Source organism: Limnovirga soli, from assembly GCF_013106755.1.
GTDB lineage: Bacteria > Bacteroidota > Bacteroidia > Chitinophagales > Chitinophagaceae > Limnovirga > Limnovirga soli.
This window is the reverse complement of the sequence record NZ_WHPF01000009.1, coordinates 121,862-140,356: the sequence shown is the minus strand read 5'-3', so window position 1 is coordinate 140,356 and position 18,495 is coordinate 121,862. Positions and strand designations below refer to the sequence as shown.

Below are 18,495 nucleotides of genomic sequence, written 5' to 3'. Positions count from 1 at the left end.
TTTGGGTGGCTGGCTGTGGTTCTTTGTGGCATCGCCGCTTGTGTCACTCACTTGTGCTGTTGGGTTTTATGGCAGCTTTATAAAAAATACAAGTGCGTTAGAATAGGTTGTATTACTGCAAATAAATTTTAAATTTTCCAAAGGTGAAGCTATAAACGGCTTCACCTTTTTTTTGTATGTAATTATAGCTGAAAAGTTTATTGCCTGTACAATTGCTCATGAACCATCGGACCACACAGGCACATGAAGGATAACGGTCAGACGGCTTTGAGCCGTCAGACCGATGTTGCCATCTTCGCTTTGCCGATTATTGTTACTTCAGAAGAAGTGTGCGCCGCAAGGATGTTGCCATAGAAAACTGCGGCCGGGCCAACAATCTTAAGGTGTTTTGGCTACTGTCATTCCCATGTAAATTTTTTATTAAATCAATTTAAACATTTGTTTAATTTAAACGTTTGTTTAATTTTGACCTGTTTTTAAATTTTTACCAATGGTAGTTGACAAAAGGGAACATATTATTCAAAAATCGCTGGAACTCTTTGCAGAAAAGGGTTTTGAAGGTACTTCCATTCGCGATATAGCAACATTAGCCGATGTAAATGTGGCCATGGTGAATTATTATTTTGGCAGTAAGGAGAAATTATTCGAGTCAATTGTTAGTCACCGCGCCAGTTATATGAAAGACATGTTGCAGGAACTGGTGAACGATGCTACCAAAACCGAAATGGAAAAAATTGATACCATTATCGACGCTTATGTAAATCGTTTATTATCGCAGCCCGCCTTTCACCGGCTGGTACATCAGGAATTACTGATTGCCAAACGTGGTGTAATGCACGAACAACTGATTAATATTTTTGCCAGCAACACCCTATTTTTTAAACAAATTATTGAACAGGGCATACGCAAAAAACAGTTTAGAAAAGTGGATGCAGAACTAACCATGGCATCGCTAATAGGCACCATTAACCAGGTATTATTATCAAAATCTATGTGCAATATTTTATTGCAATCAAAGGAAGATTTTAACCCATATACTGATCCGGTGTTTAAAAAAAGGCTGATAAAACACCTACAGCAAATGATACATGCACATTTAACCATCAGCTAATATTTTATACATACAAATACAATCATACACTAACATTTATTACATGTCACAAGAGCAAGCAAGCAGAAAAAAATCTCCCATCAGAATCATCATTTTAAGCATAGTGCTTATTGTGGGTGGTTATTTTGGTTATACAAAAATAGCTTTTGCCTTATCGCACGAAACAACCGATAATGCACAGGTAGAAACGCAAATTACCCCTGTATTACCAAGGGTTTCGGGCTATGTAAAAGAAATATCTATTGCTGATTACGATTCAGTAAAAGCAGGCCAGCAGGTGATTACTTTAGATGATGATGAAATGCAGGCCCAGCTAATGCAAATGGAAGCTGATTACAAAGCATCGGAAGCAGATGTGCTTAATGCTAAAGCCGCATTAAACAATGCCATTGTAGGTTTAAAAGTAAACAAAGGCGATATTACCCTTAACGCTGTTAAAAAACAACAGGCCGAAGAAAACTATCAACGCAACAAAAACCTGTTTGCCGAACAGGCCATTACCAAAAAACAATTAGACGATAGCCGTTACGAAATGGAAGTAGCCAGCCAACAGGTAAGTAATAGCAATACCAACCTTACCGCAGCCGATAGCAAACTGGCCGTATTACAGGCTTCTATTCAAAAATCTGAAGCTGCACTGGAGATAAAAAAAGCGGCCATTGCGCAGCAAAAATTAAAAATTAGTTACACAAAAATTACCGCGCCTATTTCGGGTAAAATTGGTAAAAAGAATGTTTCTATTGGTCAATATGTACAGGCCGGTACGCCTATGTTTTCAATTGTAAACGATACCACTTACTGGATTGTAGCTAATTTTAAAGAAACCCAAATTAAAAAATTCTACCCTGGCATGCCGGTAGAAATTGAACTGGATGCCTATCCCGATGCACACCTGGAAGGCAATATTGAAAGCCTTAGCGATGCTACCGGTGCCAAATTCTCCTTACTACCACCAGATAATAGTAGCGGCAATTTTGTAAAAGTTACTCAAAGGGTACCGGTAAAAATTACCATAAAAGATATTGATAAAAACAGGGATTTCTTAAGAGCCGGCCTAAGTGCAGGTATTACTATCAACATAAAATAAAGCTATTATGTCCGCAAAAGGAATAGCCAAATTCGTCATAGTAATTACCACCATTTCGGCTGCGGTAATGGAGTTGATAGACACTTCCATTGTAAACGTGGCATTAAACGATATGGCTGGCGGATTAGGCGTTAGCATTGAAGATATTAGCTGGGTAATTACTTCTTATGCCATTGCAAATGTGATTATTATCCCACTTACCGGTTTCCTGGCCGAATATTTTGGCCGTAAAAACTATTATCTGGTTTCTATGATCATCTTCACTATAGCTTCCTATATGTGCGGACAATCGACCGGACTGGTAGAAATTATTGCCTGGCGCTTTATACAGGGTGTAGGTGGTGGTGCATTGCTCTCCACCTCACAAGCCATTTTGTTTGATGCATTTGAACCACAAGACAGGCCAATTGCATCGGGTTTGTTTGGAATGGGTATTGTGCTGGGGCCAACCCTGGGCCCAACATTGGGTGGTTATATAATTGAGCATTTTAGCTGGCCGCTTATTTTCACCATTAATATTCCAGTAGGTATTATTGCCAGTATATTAACTTATACATTCATCGATAAAAAACCCAATGAAGGCAAAAATAAAAGCAATATAAAAATTGACTATACCGGTATTGCGTTGTTAACAGCAGGTATTGGCTGTTTGCAATATGTGCTGGAAAGAGGCGAATCGCAGGATTGGTTTAGCAGCGAATCTATCCGTATTTCTGCACTGGTAGCCGCAATTGGTTTAATAGGTTTTATTTACTACGAATTAAGCATTAAAAACCCGGCCGTAAACTTAAGGGTATTGGGCAACCGCAACCTAGCTTTAACAACCATTTTTACATTTGTAGCTGGCTTTGGTTTATTTACCTCGGTATTTGTATATCCAGTATTGGCACAACGTGTATTGGGCTTTACCGCTTATGAAACCGGCGTATCGCTACTACCGCCCACCCTTATTGCAGTTTTATGTATGCCGGTAATTGGTAAGTTAATGAGTAAAGGTGTTTCTGCAGTTCCATTTGTAGTGGCCGGTTTTATTCTATTTGCCTTTTATGCCGTACTAAGTGCCAGTGTTAGTCCGGATGTAGGCAAGTGGGATTTCTTTATACCATTGGCCATTAGAGCACTGGGAATATCTATGGTACAATTACCATTAATTAGCCAGGCAGTAGCAGGCCTGCAACCAAAAGATTATGCGGCAGGTATTGCCCTAAATAATATGATACGCCAATTAGGTGGTGCCTTTGGTATAGCAGTAGCCAATAATTATGTAGCGCACCAGTATATGCAGCACAGAACAGATCTGGTAGCCAATCTTACACCTGGTTCAGCAGCATTAACTGAGCGTACCAATGCTATTACACAAAGCTTAATGGCACAGGGCGCAGATGCTGCTACAGCTACCACAAAGGCCTATGCCTATATAAGTGGTGCGGTAGATAAGCAGGCATATTACATGTCGTACTTAGATACGTTTAGGCTTATTGCGGTGTTCTTTATTTTGGTAATACCATTAACCTTGTTTTTACGCTCCAAGAAAAAAGAAGCCGATGCCGGTTTGGCAGCTGCAGCTCTTTCGGAAGCGCATTAAAACAACAGTACGAAGGTTAAAAAATACAATTATGGGCCAGGCAGCAGAACAGCTATTAAACCCGGTTGCGTCGCACACTTGTACTTTACGGTACAGGCAGCAGCTGCAACAGCCGTTTAAAAAAGCCCAATAAGGTTTCAGGCGTACAAGAGTGCGACGCAAGTAAAGTAGAAAAAAGTGGCTACAGCCGGGCTAAACAGTAGCCACAAAAAATTATAACAGCAAAAATAAACGGCAGGTATTGCCGAAGTAAAATAAAACAGCATGAAAAAAATATTAATCACCACGCTATCTGTATTCTTTCTAAGTGCTGCTATGGCGCAGGTACAGGCCAACCAAGAGCTTAAAGCACTTATTAATCAGGCTTTTAGCTATTTTCCCAAAGTAAAAGAAGCCGAGAACAGTATTGCCACTGCACAGGAAAAACTGGAAATTGTACAAAGCAATTCACCAGAAGTAGATGGTATAGCCAGCTATAATTTTGTACAACCAAAAATTACATTGCCCTTACAGGTAAATGGCGAAACAAAAGATTTTCAGTTTGCACCGGTACATAATTTTAACGCCAATATTACCGGCAGTTATATGCTATTTGATTTTGGTCGTTTAAAAGCCAATATTGTAAAAGCAAAAACGGATCTTACCTATGCACAACACAATGTGGCGTTTGTAAAAGCACAACTGGCCACACAGGTAGCCACTATTTATTACAATATTATTTACCTGCAAAAAGCAATGGCTATTGAAGATAGTGTGCTGGCTTATTTAAATGAGAATAAAGCTATCATAGAAAGCAAACTACGCAATGGTGATGCTATTAAAATAGACCTGCTAAACATACAAGCCAGTATTGATGCGGAAGATAACCGTAAAGTAGATTTGAAAAACAGTTTACAAAAACAGCAAAACCTGCTATCATATACAACAGGTAATATCACATCGGGTGGAACGGCGTTTGACTTTGATGTACAACTTAAAGATGGGGTAGCCGCGTTAACCGATGCGCAGACCTTGAACCTGGAATATGTATTGGCTAAGGATAAGCTGCAACAGGCACAAAACGAATTATCACTAACCAAACTTGGCGATAAACCCAGCCTAAATATAGGCGCCAATGCAGGTGTAAAAAATGGTTATGTACCCAATGTAAATGAACCGCGCTTTAACTATGGTGCTGGTGTTACATTTAGGTTGCCCATTTATAATGGTGGTAAAACACAAAGACAAACCAAACTGGCCGAAACAGTAATTAAGCAAAATGAGTTATCGCTAAAATCACTGGACAACAGTTTTATAAAAGATATTCAACAGGCCTTAACAGATGTAAACTCCAATCTGGAACGCATAAAAAATACAGCCGGGCAAATAGAAGAAGCCAAGGCTGCGCAGGCATTATCGGCAGTACGCTACAAAAATGGTGTTGGCACCAACCTGGAAATAACCAATGCCAGCACCAATGCAGAACGAGCTTCATTTACCCGTCTGCAATACGAATATCAGCTATGCCTTGCCAAGATAGAAGTAGCAAGATTGCTGGGATATCAATACTGGTAGTTTTTGTTGTGATGAATAATAAATATTAGCCTTGCCATTTGGCAGGGCTTTTTTAGAACCATACTTCAGTAGGGTCATCGGGGTGGGCATTGTAATTTATAGAAAGCTCTTCCCCTTTTTTAATTTGCCTTACGGTGCGTATGGTAATTAGTTCGTGGGCATAATCCATTTCATATTCGCAGTTGGCATTGTACTCATGATTATACATGGAAACAAAGCCCAGGGCCAGTGCACCTTTTGTTTTAGAAACACCCCATTCAAAAATATAGCGGTTTAGCTTGGTTTGTTCCACAACCTGCCGTTCCTTTTTAGAAAGCACCAACACCGGTGCCATTTCAACAATGGTATTGGCCGCAATATCCTCGGTGGTAAATACGCCACGTCCTCTGTTACCTGAAGGGGCTACGGTTAAAAAAGGTTGTATCATGCAGTGAAAATAAAGCATGCATATGTAAAATCATAAAAATTGTGATAACAGAAAAATAACATGGAAACACAAATGCCAGTTGACATAGCATAAATGATACACAACACACCATCAGTAATACTGCACCATTAAAATAAGCACACAACAAGATTGATTTGCTTTAATAATTGCCTGCATTTTATAGTCATTTTTAATTCTTATACCATGATGTTTATGGTTTTATAACAACATCATTGCGTAATTTGCAGCCCCATGAGTTTTGAACTGGAACAACATACCATTCCCGAGCAGTTTGAGTTGCTGATAGCAGCCAACGATACTGTTGCCATCTATGATTTTTTGAACGATCAAAATATCAGCGATGTGGCCGAACTCATTTACGAATTCCCCGATTACGAAGCGCAGATTATTGCCAATATGGCCATACACCGTGCAGCCAGTGTATTTAAAATTCTGGATGTGGCAGAGCAACGACGCATTGTTAAAGAACTGCCTCCCTTTAAAACTGCCGAACTATTAAATGAGCTGCCTCCGGATGACCGTACAGATTTTCTGGAAGAACTGCCCAAAGAAGTAATACGCGATTTAATAAAACTCCTCGACCCCGAAGAGCGCAAAATCACCCTCTCCATGCTCGGCTACCCCGAAGACAGCGTGGGCCGTATGATGACACCCGACTATGTGTATGTGTACGAACACAATACTGTTGACGAAGTGCTTAACACCATACGCAAAGTGGCCAAAAACAGTGAAACCGTAGACGTTATCTATGTAATTAACGAAAAAGGCGAACTGATTGACGATATTAAACTGCGCGATATTATACTGGCTTTGCCCGAAAAAAAAATGGGCGACCTATTAGATGGCCGCGTAGTAGCTCTTAATGTTACCGACGATCAGGAGCATGCTGGCCAGGTGTTTAAAATGAATAACCGCGTAGCACTGCCTGTAACAGACGATAACAATATTCTTCTGGGCATTATCACCATCGACGATATGTTGTGGGTTGCCAACGAAGAGTATAGTGAGGATATGCAAAAAATTGGTGGTACCGAGGCATTGGAAGAACCATACCTGGATACCCCGTTTTTTAAACTGATTAAAAAAAGAATTGGCTGGTTAATTGTATTGTTCATAGGCGAAATGCTTACAGCTACCGCCATGGCTTTCTTTAGCGATGAAATTGAAAAAGCCGTAGTGCTTTCCATATTTGTACCACTTATCATCAGTAGTGGTGGTAATAGCGGCTCTCAGGCATCAACCCTAATTATACAAGCCATGGCCGTGGGCGACATTGCCCTATCCGATTGGTGGCGTGTAATGCGCCGCGAAGTATTAAGCGGTTTGGTACTGGGCAGTATACTGGGCGCTATTGGTTTTCTGCGCATATGTGTTTGGCATTTATTAATGCAACAGGGCATTATTGAGGATCTTTATGGCCCGCATTATTTACTTATTGGTTTTACAGTTGGTTTTACCTTGATTGGGGTAGTATTGTGGGGTACCTTCAGTGGATCTATGTTACCACTTTTATTAAAAAAATTAGGTGCCGACCCTGCCGCCTCTTCTGCCCCATTTGTAGCTACATTGGTAGACGTTACAGGACTTGTTATTTACTTTAGTGTGGCCTATATTTTCTTACAGGGCATTTTATTATAAGTAGCTTTTTTTTGGTTACCGGCAGCAGGTTTTCATGGCATCGCCGCTTGCCACGCTCGGTTCAGGGTTCCTCCTTTGTGGCAACAATACAACATTACACTTAAAACTATCCTTCGTTCTCAACGCATTTTGTATATTCATTTGCCTTACTCATAACAATTCAAATCATCTCTCCTAATGGAACAAATAACGCAACAATTTCCAAAAGCATATAATGCCATTCTTACAGCAACAACATTATCTGGCTTTACTATGGCATCAGATATATTAACCGGTTCTTTGCTAAGAACATTGGCAGCATCAAAACCATCAGGTGCATTTCTTGAACTTGGTACCGGCACGGGGCTATCCACCTCATGGATATTAGATGGAATGGATGCATCTTCCACACTTATCTCTATTGATAACGATGCCGCTTTTTTAAACATTGCCAACACCCAATTGGGTAATGACTCTCGTGTAGAACTAGTGCTAACCGATGGCGCCAAATGGGTAGAAGAAAATAAACACAGGCAATTTGACTACATTTTTGCCGACACCTGGCATGGAAAATATTTATTATTAAACGAAGTACTGGCCATGATAAAAAAAGGTGGCCTTTTTGACGATATGCTTCCCCAACCCAACTGGCCAGAGGGGCACCAGGAAAAAGCCCTGCAACTGGTCTCCTATCTCGAAACCAGAGAAGACTTATTTTTAACCAAACAAGTTTGGTCAACAGGAATTATTATTGCTGTAAAAAAATAATGGGCAATAGCTGTCTTTAGAAAGCAATGTAATATGATGCATTTATAATGCCTGCCAAACTTCCTGTGCATATTGCTCCAGCGATGGGTCTCTGGCGCCCATCAGCAGTAGTACACAATCATCGGTAAAATGTGGTTTGGCGGCGGCTACAAACTCCTTTCTGTCTGCTACAAAAAATGCTTTTTTGCCAAGGGCTTTTAAATCATTAATCAGGTCGCTGGCCGATATATCTTTTACTGCAGTGCCACCTGCATAAAAAATCTCACTCATCCATATTTCATCCTGCGGCCTTAGTGTGGCAGCTATTTCGGCCACAAAATCAGCACGCAAAAAACGGGTAGGCGCATAACCATGTGGCTGAAACCATGCCACCAGTTTGGGTGCTATATATTGGCATGCCGCCATTGAAGCAGCACATTTTGCCGGGTTATGCGCATAATCATCAATAAGCCAAACACCCTGTTTTTTACCCAATACCTGGTGCCTGCGGTAAATGCCTGTATAGGTGGCTAATGCTTTGGCACAAACTTCCAGGCTAACACCAATACTATTGGCTACTGCGGTGGCTGCCAATGCATTCTCCATATTGTGGCGGCCTACCTGCTCCATAGTAAAGGCAACCCCATTTATTGAAAAAGAAATTTGCAAGCCCTGTTGCGCAAATTGGGTAGCGGTATAACCGGCCCCTGCATTGGCATCAATGGCAAAATCGTATTGCTTATTTTGCGAAAGGCGGGCAGCCAATCCATGCGATTGGTTTACTACAAATCTGCCGGTGGTATTGTTTTTAAATACGGTGAAAATCTCCAGCAAGGCATCCAGTTCCTGGTGGTCTTTATCAATATTAAGCAATACACCAATTTCGGGCTGGTATTGCACAATGCTGCCATCGCTTTCATCGGCTTCTATTACCAGCCAATCGCCTTTGCCGGTAATGGCATTGCCAATTTTACCCTGTTGTATAATGCTTACCAAACCTGCACCACTAATAATACCCGGCTGCAAACCGGCTTGTTCTAAAATAGTATACAACATGGCCGTAGTAGTACTTTTGCCAGATGTACCTCCAATAGCAACCGTTCTTTTGCTTTTGGCAATTAAGGCCAATAAGGCAGAGCGCCTGATAATGGGTATGTTTAATGTATTGGCTTTTTGTACTTCGTAAACGGTATTTTCTATAGCGGTTGAAACAACTACTAGCTGGGTTGCAGGTGTAATGCCGCTACCATCCTGTTCAAAACATTGTATGCCTGCTGCTTCCAGTTTTTCGCGGGTATCGTTATAGGTTCCTGGTGTAAAGTAGCGGTCGCTGCCACTTACCTTTTTGCCTGCACCGGCAAGCCATTGCGCCAGGGCGCTCATACCCGTACCTGCTACACCTATAAAAAAAATATGTTCAACATCATTTATGGAGGATATCATAATGCTGCAAAGAAAAGAAATAAGTATGGGTTTGTATACCCTGTACCGAATGCTTTTTTACGCACATTAATTTATACTTCCGGCTTATTGTTACCTGCCTTTGCTGCTGTTATTGTTGCCGTACAAGTGTGCGACGCAAGTAATGCCACATTACACTGCTATTGCCGGGCCCATAAAAAACATAGCTATTAAGTAGCCTGTATTAACTGGCAATTTTTTACTAAAATTTTGTAAAGACTGGGGTAAAAAAATAAAGCCGCCTGTATTTGTTACAGTATTTACTACTTTGCAGCCTCTTTAAAGAAAATGCAGTATGAAAAAATGGTTGTTGGTTATTGGGGGCATAATTGTTTTATTTTTTGCAGGTTTGTATATTTTAATTCCTTCCCAGTTTGATATTGTTGAAACCGTAAAGGTAAATTGCCCGCATAGTGCTGTTAAAAGAATGATTGACAACCCCAGCACATGGAGCAAATGGTGGCCCGGTGAAAATACAAAACCCGATAAGCTTACCGATACATCTGCCACCTATACCATTAATGGTTTAACCGTTGATATTGTTACCGGTAAGTATAACGCAGCCGGTGTTAACATTAATAGCGGAGATGATACCTATAAAGGGGCGCTTATTTTATTACCACTAACTGCAGACTCGGTAATGATGCAATGGAAATGTAGTATGCCTGCCAGTAATAACCCATTTACCAGACTATCGCAGTATTTTAGCTACGATAATGCGGGCAACAGTGTAGCAGAAGTGCTGGCAAAATTGCATGTCTTTTTAGAAAACAATCTAAATATTTATGGCATAAATATTACTCAGGGCAGGGTGAGCGATACGTTGCTAATATCTACCAAAAAAGTATTTGACCATTACCCAACTGTTACAGACAGGGCCGCCATGATAGAAAGCGTTAAAAACTTTATGGCTACCCGTGGCATTAGCCAAACACATTACCCCATGACCAATGCCATGAAGCTGGACAGCACCCACTACGAAGCCATGGTGGCCATACCGATTAATAAACCTACTGATAACAGTGGTGCTTTTATAATAAAGCGTATGCCACCGGGTAAAATACTGATAACCGACCCCGTAAAAGGCGGTTTGGCCCAAATTGAGGAGGCTTTTACACAAATAAATTATTATGTAAAAGATTATCAGCGACTGGCCCCAGCTATTCCGTTTGAATCGTGGGAGGTTGACCGCAATATGGAAAAAGATACCAGCAAATGGGTGACCCGCATTTATTACCCCGTATTTTAAAGCAAAATTTTCACGTTCATCATATAAGTTATTAAGCCAGCGTTTATACACATAACTTTATTTGCTTACACTATGTTGTATAAACCATATGTCGCTGTATTGTAAACGCATATTATTCATTTGTATTTGTAGCTTACTACAAATAACCGGCTTTACACAAAGCTGTGTAGATGATTATTTTCAAAGCAACTATACAACACCTACCGTACATTTTTTTAGCAGCAATGTACTCACCAGCCAAAACGAAATATTGTGTGCAGGCACTACATTGCGCTACCGGTCTATATTAAAAGATGGATGGGTGTGCAAATTCTCGCCCCAGGGCACAGTTTTATTAAGTAAACACTATACCAGCAGCGATTTTAATTTTATACAGTTTAACAAAGCCATACCCGCCGATGGCGATAATATTTTTGTAACCGGCAATATTGGCAACGTAGATACCAGCACCTTTCCCTTACCCACCCCGCTTACACAATACGGCGTTATTTTAAAGCTGGATAAATATGGCAATATTATTTGGACCAAAATGTTTGGGAAAATGTTTGTTTCCAATTTAAGCAGCCAGATAGATGATATTATTCCGCTGGCCAATGGCGATTATGCTTTTACCCTAAGCTATTCATCAGATAATAGCGTTAATATAATGGTATGTATAGATCGTAACGGCACCTTAAAATGGACAAATACTTTTAGTCCCATACCCACAAAATATATTGCCTTTTTTGGGCAAGGCAAGCTAAAGCAATTAAAAAACGGCAATATTGTTTTAGCCCAGCAGCTAACCTTGTTAAATTTAGACAACCCCTATTTTACACCACCTAAGCAAGGGTATTATATTGCCAATATTAACAGCACTTATGGCAACCGTTTATGGGATAAATCATTCTTTTTTACCCTGCCCCCCAATAACCGCCAAAGAACTTTTGACCCCGTTGCCGGCATTACCGAATTACCAGATGGCAACCTAAGCCTTATTAGTTCCTTTGCCGATACATCCTATATTTATTTTAGAACCGCCACCAATGTATTAAATATATTATTGGATAGCATTGGCCATACCAAAGCCATATTGCAGTATAAAAACAATGCCCCACCCATCAGCGCATCGCATGTAACTGATGTAGGCACCAACGGAGACCAGGTCATTCTTATGGACAATGCCGATGCGCCCTACCTGATGCGGATAAACAAAGATGGCGATATTCAATGGACAAAATCTTACCCCGGCACCGGGCGAAGCCAGGAAACCAAAGCAGTATTATCCACCCTTTACGGACTCTATTTTTTCTCCTTTACCCATAATGGTGGCAGTACGGATTTACGATTGGTAAAAACAGATTCCAGTGGTAATGCCGATTGTATTGATGCACCTTTAAGCATAGCTGCCAGTAATATTAAGAACCTGTTTAAAAGCGAAGACTCCACCCTATTACAAAACCAGGCCAATGGGCTCTTTTACGATGTTTCGGGCATTGGCCCCGGCAATTATAACTTGCAGCAAACCATAGTATGCCGCAAAACATGTTGTACCGATGTGGTAAATACCGCCCCTGCTGCAGACCTTTGTAATGCCAACCAATATAAACTACCCAATAACGATGTAGTATACAACAGTGGCACCTATAGCATCACCTATAAAACCACCAAAGGCTGCGATAGTATTGTGTATTACGATGTGCAGTTTTCTTCCAGCCCTACCGTAGCACTGGGCCCCGATAATTGCCTGGATGGCAAAGACTCGCTGGTACTAAAAACCGCAGCAGGATATAATAACTATAGCTGGAACGGCATTAACACCGGCAGCCCCGCCTATACCGTAACAACGCCGGGCATCTACACTGTAGCGGTAACCAATGCCTGTGGTATAAAAAAAGATACCATACAGGTATTTCAGCAATGTGTATTTACCATATTTATGCCCACTGCCTTTAGCCCCAATGCCGATGGGTTAAACGATACATACCGCATACCCAAAGGTGTAAACAACCGGCTAATACGCTTTGCCATTTACAACCGTTGGGGGCAGGTAATATTTAGCACGGCTAATATCAGCCAGGGGTGGAACGGCACAGTACAAGGCATACCCGCCGCCACAGGTACTTATGCCTACAGCCTGCAAATGATAAGTGTAGATGGTAAAATCCCAATAAACCAACACGGCCTGCTAACCCTGATACGATAAAGCCAATTATTAGCCCGGCCACAAAACAATCAGCAGCTTTACTTGCGTCGCACTCTTGTACGGTTAGATACTTTATTGGGCTTTTATGAATGGAGGTACTATGCAAATAAGTGTGTAGTTAGTAAAAAAGAATTTAATCCCTGGCTGCATTTTATGGCGACTGTTAAGAAGGCGAAGAAAATCGTACAAACATCTGTTAAAAAATAGACGCACCATCTATTTAAAAACCGCCCATGAGATGCATTGATTATCAATAGCTGATTTTATTTGGTATGGCTGTTTTGTTCGTCTATTTTTGAGTTAGCAGCAATCTTATGAAGTCTTCAATGTTGATATTTTTACTTTTAGGACAACTTACAATTGTCGCACAGACTTCATTACCGACGTTTGCGTCTTGTAAAAATGACACATCGACTTTTCTCCAATTTTTGCCAACAAGAGCTGATTTCGTTTTTGCATACTCCGAAGAAAGTTATTGGTGGTCTAATACTGAAAATTTCAGCCTCATAACCCGGACAGGAAATATGTGGACTGCCTGGACTTATTTTAAGAAGTGGAAAAGCTCTTCAGACGTCTTCGATAATAAAGGTAAAAAGAAGAGTAAGTATTTCAAGAAAGTCACAACCTTGGACTCGTCAGCTGTAACAGAGTTATTTGACAGTTTAGCGTTAGTAAATTTTTGGACACTTAATATTGACTCTCTAAATGAAACAAGAGGGGGTGACATTTCAGACGACGTCAATTATAAATTTCAAATTGAAAATACAACTGGTAGACAAATCTTGGAATCATATGCTCCTGAGTATTTCATTCAAAACTTTCCAGTCATGCGACAGAGACTTGCATTTTTAAAAGCAAAGGGTATTTTTAAGCGATGGTGGAAAAGACATGCAGCTAACAAAGCTATTGCTGGCATTGGGGCGGGACGGAATAACAATCAACAGCTGTACAGTTCCAAGCAGTGGTTCGGGCGGACGAATTTCTCTTGAGCTGCAGTTCTAATCATCAATTTTATATTATAAATTTAACTTAAGTACCGGGCAGGATGTCGACAAACCCCAACGACCAGCAATACCCGGTCGTTAGCTGCTATTTTTTGAACAGTTAAATGTTCGAGAACTTGCATTTGTTAAATAAAAACTACAAGAATATATGTACGTAAGGAGTTCTGCGGACACAATGGAAGATGCTGGATTAGAACCTCTTTTAAGTTTATTAAGCATTGGTAGGCCTTTTCATAATAAGGAGTATGGTAACGATGACGTGTCGTTATTCTTTGTAGTTAACTGTTTGCCGTTTGAAGCTAAACTTCGCTATCATTTTGACAAGAAAGAAAAGGCTTTGTATTGGGATATATTGTTAGATTACCAAGAGGTAAAGACAGCACCTATCGAGCGCAAACAAGTAATACTTGCAAATAGTATTATAAATTCTTTTGACATTCTTGACAAGTACAAAAAATTACATCTAGACAAACAAAAAATTCAGCAATCCGCAAAAGAATATTTTATTGAACTGGGTTGGATTTAGCTTGACACAAAAAGCGAAGACTATAAAAACAGCAGCTAACAGTGTGTTTATAAAATTGTGGCTGGACGTTAAGCATTCAACTTTAAATCGCTATTTTGCCTTTGTGGTTAATTGATCCGGAGTTTTTCAATTGCCACAACTTCATAAACACTTTTCCGTTGCCTGCAAGCTTATGACACCCTACGAACTTTCAAATATTAATCGAGCATTTTTGGGCCTTTCACACGTTGAAGAGACGTGGACAAGAACATCTCTAAATGAGACGGTTGTTGGCTATTTCAATAAAGACAAGATTGTAAAAATTATCGACTATAAGTATGGCTATCTTGAATATGATACCGAAATAAATACGATAAACAAAAACATACTACTTCCTAAAACATCAAAGGGAAAGGAGCGGAAAATGACAGTGCAACGTATTTTAAAAATAAAGGGATCTGGGATACAATTTTCAGGATCCTTTCATGGAGGCGGAATTAATGTCTATGATAATAAACGCAATGTGACTTTTATTAGGAGTTTCTTGGAGGATGGTCAAATTTCCAGTTATAAGGATATAACAAATTGGGTTAATAAATATGTAGCCGAAAGTTCATCTAACTATTTCGGATGGTTAAAGGAGCAATTAAATTCTAAGAGGTTAAATGTAAATGCAAAGCAGGGAGATATAATCGCTTTCCCTATTGGTAGATATGAATATGGCTTTGCCAGAGTATTGGTGGCTGGCTTTTTAAGTCCAATAGACTTGTTTGGAAAAACACTTTTGATTTCGCCTTATTCTTATATTTCTCAAACTGTTGATATTAATTTTGATGCTCTTTTAAAATATCCAACCCTTAAACCAATTCAAATAAACGATGCTCATGTTTTCTACGGAGAATATCCAATAGTTTCCCATAGACTGTTAAGCGGAACAGAACTAACCAAAATTCAACCTTCTGATCTTAGCAAATACATGGCTATTCCTCATAGCAAGACCGACTTAATTCAAATGATTGACAAATGGTAGAAAGCCTGCAGGCAACAGTGGGTTTGAGCGCAAGTGTGGCTGGACGGAAGAACAATGGGCGGTATATCGCTAATCAATTTCAGTTCGGGCTTGACGATCAACTCTCAACTTTAGTTTTTAACTTGAACAAAATATTTTCAATCGGCAGCGGTACTGGGCAGACGGAATTCTAATCCCACACCTGCGTCAAGCCCTTGGCCGTTAGCGGTAAGCCGACACGACATCACAACAACTATGAAATTTTGGGAACTAATATCTGCATTTAGAAGCGAAACAGACAATTTGAAATCTGTTCTTTCAAAAGATAGTTGGGCAAAATTTAAATCACATTACGACAACTTAAACGAAATTGTTCAAAGACAGGACAGACAAATATTAGATGAAGAAATCCCGTTTCAATTAGCAAAAGAAGTTTGTGAACTAAGCAAACTTAAATTCTACCTCTATTACAAAGACACTCCACACAGGTTGGCAATTTACCAACAAGGTAGTGACACGCCTTTTGAAGAAATTTCATCGCTTGATATTTTATTAAGATTCGGAGGCTCTTATATTGAGGAAACAATGGAACGGACTATGTCTGATGTAATGCCAAGAAAACTTGGAAACTATATTGAGGTTTTAGGAGCATTTAATGTGACGAATAGAGGAATGATAGCGTTTCTGAGAACGGAAAATTCTAAACTGCTAGAAAACGAAATAATTACTTCGCTAGACAATTCGAGAATGTGGACTATAGTTAATGAACCATTTATGTTTGTTGACCCTTATTCTGCGTACGAAAAGCAAGAACGACAAAAAGACCAAGGAATTCGACAATATATTATCAAACCAATAGTGGGTACTGACAAACCACTAGATGCAGAATTGTTAACGCGTAAGACGAACAACACGGAAACGGCCTAACCGCTAACATTGGGTTTGCTGCAAGGCTGGCTGGACATTGTAGCAATTGGGCATTTTATCGCTGTTGTGCATCATCTGGGCTGGACCAACATCGTTGGGCTTTTGTTTGTTAACTTGTACTTTTATATCTTTAATCAGCAGCGGTTCCGGGCGGACGAGCAATGAATTCCAGCCCTGCAGCAAGCCCTGCCCGTTAGTAGCCATTCAACGAGACAGTCCTAAAATGACAAGTGACATATACAAAAATTGGAAAGAATTTATTTTTGCAACCCTAACTAAAAACAATCAATTCGGGTTGGACAAGTCTTTTAGAAAAGGTGACACCGATATTGAAATATATAGACAACTTATTGGAGACACAGAAACTACATTTCAGGTTGGCTATTTATCAGACGACAGACTAATTTATTTGCACACATTTAACGACAAAACACCGGGACTGAATAAAAATCAAATTGAGTATTTTAATGAACATGACTTCAATTCCAATGAAAGCTACGGAAGACCAGGGCTTAAATTTACTAAGCAAAATCAAGAGGGTGTTTTAACTGAGCTTCATGAAGGGTTAGACGGACAAGAGGTAATTTTTTATAAAAACGGAGTACTCTCACATTCAAAGTTGTCCATTCTTTACGACAACGAAACAAGTAATAGTTTTTCACACACTTATCATTTTGAAAAAGTAACAATTTGGGCACGACTGAAGAATATGTTTAACAAACAAATGAACAATTACGAAACTAAAGAATTTGACCTGAAACAAATATTCGGGGGACTGAAATGAACGGCTACTAACAGGTGGTTTAGCAAAATTGAGGCTAGACAAACTTAGCTTCAACATTTTCTCATTATCATCATTGGTTCGGGCCGACACAACATCACCGGGCAGTTGTACGCAACTTCAAATTTTAATTATAAATCAGCATCGGTTCCGGGCGGACAATTGGAAAATCCCCAACTTCGCTAAGCCCCGGCTCGTTATGGCTCATTTTAAAGCGACACAATGAATAACAAAAACAGTATGACAAGACTAAAAAAACTTTCGGCAATAACCATCTTGGTTACGACTTTTTCATTGAATGCTTTCAGCCAAGAGTATCTTGACAGCGACAAAAGATTTATGAAACTTACTGTAGTTTCAACAGACAAAACATTTGGCTTTGAGTTAAATAACCCGATAAAAGTTGGTTCAGATGAGAAAGCAATTGGTGCCTATTTGAATAGTTTAAAAACTTTGGACGGAGATAGAATTCATATTGGTGATATGAAATTTAACTATAAAAATAAGACAGGTAAAACAATGGTAGTATTGACCTACGAACAAAAAAAGGAAACAACAACCATTTACTTTTTGACAACAGAGTATGAACAACCAAAAGCAATTGTTGGTTTTTCTTTCAAGACTATTGACGACATCCCTAAAGTAGTTGTTTTCCCTGCCGACAGTATTTTGAAAGTAACCGCTTGTTCAAAGACTATATATTTGGTGGACGACTTTTTAGCAAAGGAAAAATTCGGAGAACTTTCAAAACCGACAACTACCCCAACATTTACTAGTGGACTTGACGAATTAAAAAAATATTTTTCGACAAATCCTTTGACAGATGAAAGAGTTAAGGAATCTATTTTTAGAGTATCTATTGCTTTTATGGTAAACTGTGAAGGAAAAGCAGGTAATTTTGTAGTAGTTACAAAAGGACGTGGAGATTTGGCAACATATGCAAATCAGGTTTTAGCAATCGTAAACAGAATGCCACAAAATTGGCAACCTGCGACAGTTGATGGTAAAACAGTTGATTGCTATCAAGTCTTGTCATTTTCTGTTTCGGGTGGACAGCTTGACAATGTTTCATACAGATAATGAATGCGGACGAAAGAAAAACGAGCCATAACAGGCGTTTGGCAAAAAAGCGGGCTGACTGCTTAATTGAAACATTGTGCTTCCAATTAAGTTCAATGCAAGTTGAAAGTTTAGTGCTCCCAAATCCGCTTCTTCGCCAAGCGCC

General features: G+C 39.7%; 16 protein-coding genes. 14 read left to right on the top strand and 2 right to left on the bottom strand.

Translation table 11 applies throughout. The features are described from left to right. Positions 1 to 490 precede the first annotated feature (490 nt). The 4 genes from GD597_RS13825 (at position 491) to GD597_RS13810 (ending at position 5,337) form a co-directional block, all read left to right on the top strand. Complete coding sequence (locus GD597_RS13825; RefSeq protein WP_171608466.1) at positions 491 to 1,111, top strand: TetR/AcrR family transcriptional regulator; 621 nt, start codon at positions 491 to 493, stop codon at positions 1,109 to 1,111. Between the two features lie 43 nt (positions 1,112 to 1,154). Further along, a complete protein-coding gene (locus GD597_RS13820) occupies positions 1,155 to 2,198 on the top strand; it encodes an HlyD family secretion protein (RefSeq protein ID WP_171608465.1) in 1,044 nt (347 codons plus the stop codon). A gap of 7 nt (positions 2,199 to 2,205) precedes the next feature. Then, on the top strand, positions 2,206 to 3,783 hold the full coding sequence (locus tag GD597_RS13815; protein ID WP_171608464.1) for a DHA2 family efflux MFS transporter permease subunit: 1,578 nt from the start codon (positions 2,206 to 2,208) through the stop codon (positions 3,781 to 3,783). A 264-nt stretch (positions 3,784 to 4,047) separates the two neighbouring features. Continuing rightward, positions 4,048 to 5,337 carry a TolC family protein gene (locus tag GD597_RS13810; protein WP_171608463.1) on the top strand — a complete coding sequence of 430 codons (1,290 nt, stop codon included), beginning with the start codon at positions 4,048 to 4,050 and terminating at the stop codon, positions 5,335 to 5,337. Positions 5,338 to 5,389: 52 nt separating this feature from the next. Here the strand turns inward: GD597_RS13810 and GD597_RS13805 are convergent, their stop codons facing one another. Continuing rightward, complete coding sequence (locus tag GD597_RS13805; protein WP_171608462.1) at positions 5,390 to 5,764, bottom strand: SET domain-containing protein; 375 nt, start codon at positions 5,762 to 5,764, stop codon at positions 5,390 to 5,392. A gap of 252 nt (positions 5,765 to 6,016) precedes the next feature. Here GD597_RS13805 and mgtE point away from each other — a divergent pair, with 252 nt between their 5' ends. Then, the gene (gene mgtE / locus GD597_RS13800) at positions 6,017 to 7,423 is read left to right on the top strand and encodes a magnesium transporter (protein WP_171608461.1); all 1,407 of its coding nucleotides are present in this window, start codon (positions 6,017 to 6,019) and stop codon (positions 7,421 to 7,423) included. Between the two features lie 177 nt (positions 7,424 to 7,600). Further along, on the top strand, positions 7,601 to 8,170 hold the full coding sequence (locus tag GD597_RS13795; RefSeq protein WP_171608460.1) for an O-methyltransferase: 570 nt from the start codon (positions 7,601 to 7,603) through the stop codon (positions 8,168 to 8,170). A 42-nt stretch (positions 8,171 to 8,212) separates the two neighbouring features. On the opposite strand, the gene GD597_RS13790 is transcribed toward GD597_RS13795, so the two are convergent. Beyond that, complete coding sequence (locus GD597_RS13790; protein WP_171608459.1) at positions 8,213 to 9,592, bottom strand: UDP-N-acetylmuramate--L-alanine ligase; 1,380 nt, start codon at positions 9,590 to 9,592, stop codon at positions 8,213 to 8,215. 313 nt (positions 9,593 to 9,905) lie between these two features. Here GD597_RS13790 and GD597_RS13785 point away from each other — a divergent pair, with 313 nt between their 5' ends. From GD597_RS13785 to GD597_RS13750, 8 genes are all read left to right on the top strand, one after another. After that, complete coding sequence (locus GD597_RS13785) at positions 9,906 to 10,859, top strand: GyrI-like domain-containing protein (RefSeq protein ID WP_171608458.1); 954 nt, start codon at positions 9,906 to 9,908, stop codon at positions 10,857 to 10,859. A gap of 88 nt (positions 10,860 to 10,947) precedes the next feature. Continuing rightward, positions 10,948 to 13,044 (top strand): T9SS type B sorting domain-containing protein, encoded by a 2,097-nt coding sequence (locus GD597_RS13780; RefSeq protein ID WP_171608457.1) that lies wholly within the window; start codon positions 10,948 to 10,950, stop codon positions 13,042 to 13,044. Between the two features lie 314 nt (positions 13,045 to 13,358). Beyond that, the gene (locus GD597_RS13775) at positions 13,359 to 14,033 is read left to right on the top strand and encodes a hypothetical protein (RefSeq protein ID WP_171608456.1); all 675 of its coding nucleotides are present in this window, start codon (positions 13,359 to 13,361) and stop codon (positions 14,031 to 14,033) included. Between the two features lie 190 nt (positions 14,034 to 14,223). Beyond that, a complete protein-coding gene (locus GD597_RS13770) occupies positions 14,224 to 14,574 on the top strand; it encodes a hypothetical protein (RefSeq protein ID WP_171608455.1) in 351 nt (116 codons plus the stop codon). A gap of 172 nt (positions 14,575 to 14,746) precedes the next feature. Continuing rightward, entirely contained in the window at positions 14,747 to 15,583 is an 837-nt protein-coding gene (locus GD597_RS13765; protein ID WP_171608454.1) for an Imm26 family immunity protein, read from the top strand. A gap of 234 nt (positions 15,584 to 15,817) precedes the next feature. After that, positions 15,818 to 16,489, top strand: a complete 672-nt coding sequence (locus tag GD597_RS13760; RefSeq protein WP_171608453.1) for a hypothetical protein — start codon at positions 15,818 to 15,820, stop codon at positions 16,487 to 16,489. Between the two features lie 223 nt (positions 16,490 to 16,712). Next, positions 16,713 to 17,273 carry a hypothetical protein gene (locus GD597_RS13755; RefSeq protein WP_171608452.1) on the top strand — a complete coding sequence of 187 codons (561 nt, stop codon included), beginning with the start codon at positions 16,713 to 16,715 and terminating at the stop codon, positions 17,271 to 17,273. 237 nt (positions 17,274 to 17,510) lie between these two features. Continuing rightward, positions 17,511 to 18,350, top strand: a complete 840-nt coding sequence (locus GD597_RS13750) for a hypothetical protein (RefSeq protein WP_171608451.1) — start codon at positions 17,511 to 17,513, stop codon at positions 18,348 to 18,350. Positions 18,351 to 18,495: the final 145 nt, after the last annotated feature.

What these genes read in the sequence shown, in the direction of transcription:
- GD597_RS13770 (WP_171608455.1), top strand. Translation starts at nt 14,224, where the DNA reads ATGGAAGATGCTGGATTAGAACCTCTTTTAAGTTTATTAAGCATTGGT.
- GD597_RS13805 (WP_171608462.1), bottom strand. Translation starts at nt 5,764, where the DNA reads ATGATACAACCTTTTTTAACCGTAGCCCCTTCAGGTAACAGAGGACGT.
- GD597_RS13760 (WP_171608453.1), top strand. Translation starts at nt 15,818, where the DNA reads ATGAAATTTTGGGAACTAATATCTGCATTTAGAAGCGAAACAGACAAT.
- GD597_RS13775 (WP_171608456.1), top strand. Translation starts at nt 13,359, where the DNA reads ATGAAGTCTTCAATGTTGATATTTTTACTTTTAGGACAACTTACAATT.
- GD597_RS13810 (WP_171608463.1), top strand. Translation starts at nt 4,048, where the DNA reads ATGAAAAAAATATTAATCACCACGCTATCTGTATTCTTTCTAAGTGCT.
- GD597_RS13780 (WP_171608457.1), top strand. Translation starts at nt 10,948, where the DNA reads ATGTCGCTGTATTGTAAACGCATATTATTCATTTGTATTTGTAGCTTA.
- GD597_RS13815 (WP_171608464.1), top strand. Translation starts at nt 2,206, where the DNA reads ATGTCCGCAAAAGGAATAGCCAAATTCGTCATAGTAATTACCACCATT.
- GD597_RS13765 (WP_171608454.1), top strand. Translation starts at nt 14,747, where the DNA reads ATGACACCCTACGAACTTTCAAATATTAATCGAGCATTTTTGGGCCTT.
- mgtE (WP_171608461.1), top strand. Translation starts at nt 6,017, where the DNA reads ATGAGTTTTGAACTGGAACAACATACCATTCCCGAGCAGTTTGAGTTG.
- GD597_RS13785 (WP_171608458.1), top strand. Translation starts at nt 9,906, where the DNA reads ATGAAAAAATGGTTGTTGGTTATTGGGGGCATAATTGTTTTATTTTTT.
- GD597_RS13790 (WP_171608459.1), bottom strand. Translation starts at nt 9,592, where the DNA reads ATGATATCCTCCATAAATGATGTTGAACATATTTTTTTTATAGGTGTA.
- GD597_RS13820 (WP_171608465.1), top strand. Translation starts at nt 1,155, where the DNA reads ATGTCACAAGAGCAAGCAAGCAGAAAAAAATCTCCCATCAGAATCATC.
- GD597_RS13750 (WP_171608451.1), top strand. Translation starts at nt 17,511, where the DNA reads ATGACAAGACTAAAAAAACTTTCGGCAATAACCATCTTGGTTACGACT.
- GD597_RS13755 (WP_171608452.1), top strand. Translation starts at nt 16,713, where the DNA reads ATGACAAGTGACATATACAAAAATTGGAAAGAATTTATTTTTGCAACC.
- GD597_RS13795 (WP_171608460.1), top strand. Translation starts at nt 7,601, where the DNA reads ATGGAACAAATAACGCAACAATTTCCAAAAGCATATAATGCCATTCTT.
- GD597_RS13825 (WP_171608466.1), top strand. Translation starts at nt 491, where the DNA reads ATGGTAGTTGACAAAAGGGAACATATTATTCAAAAATCGCTGGAACTC.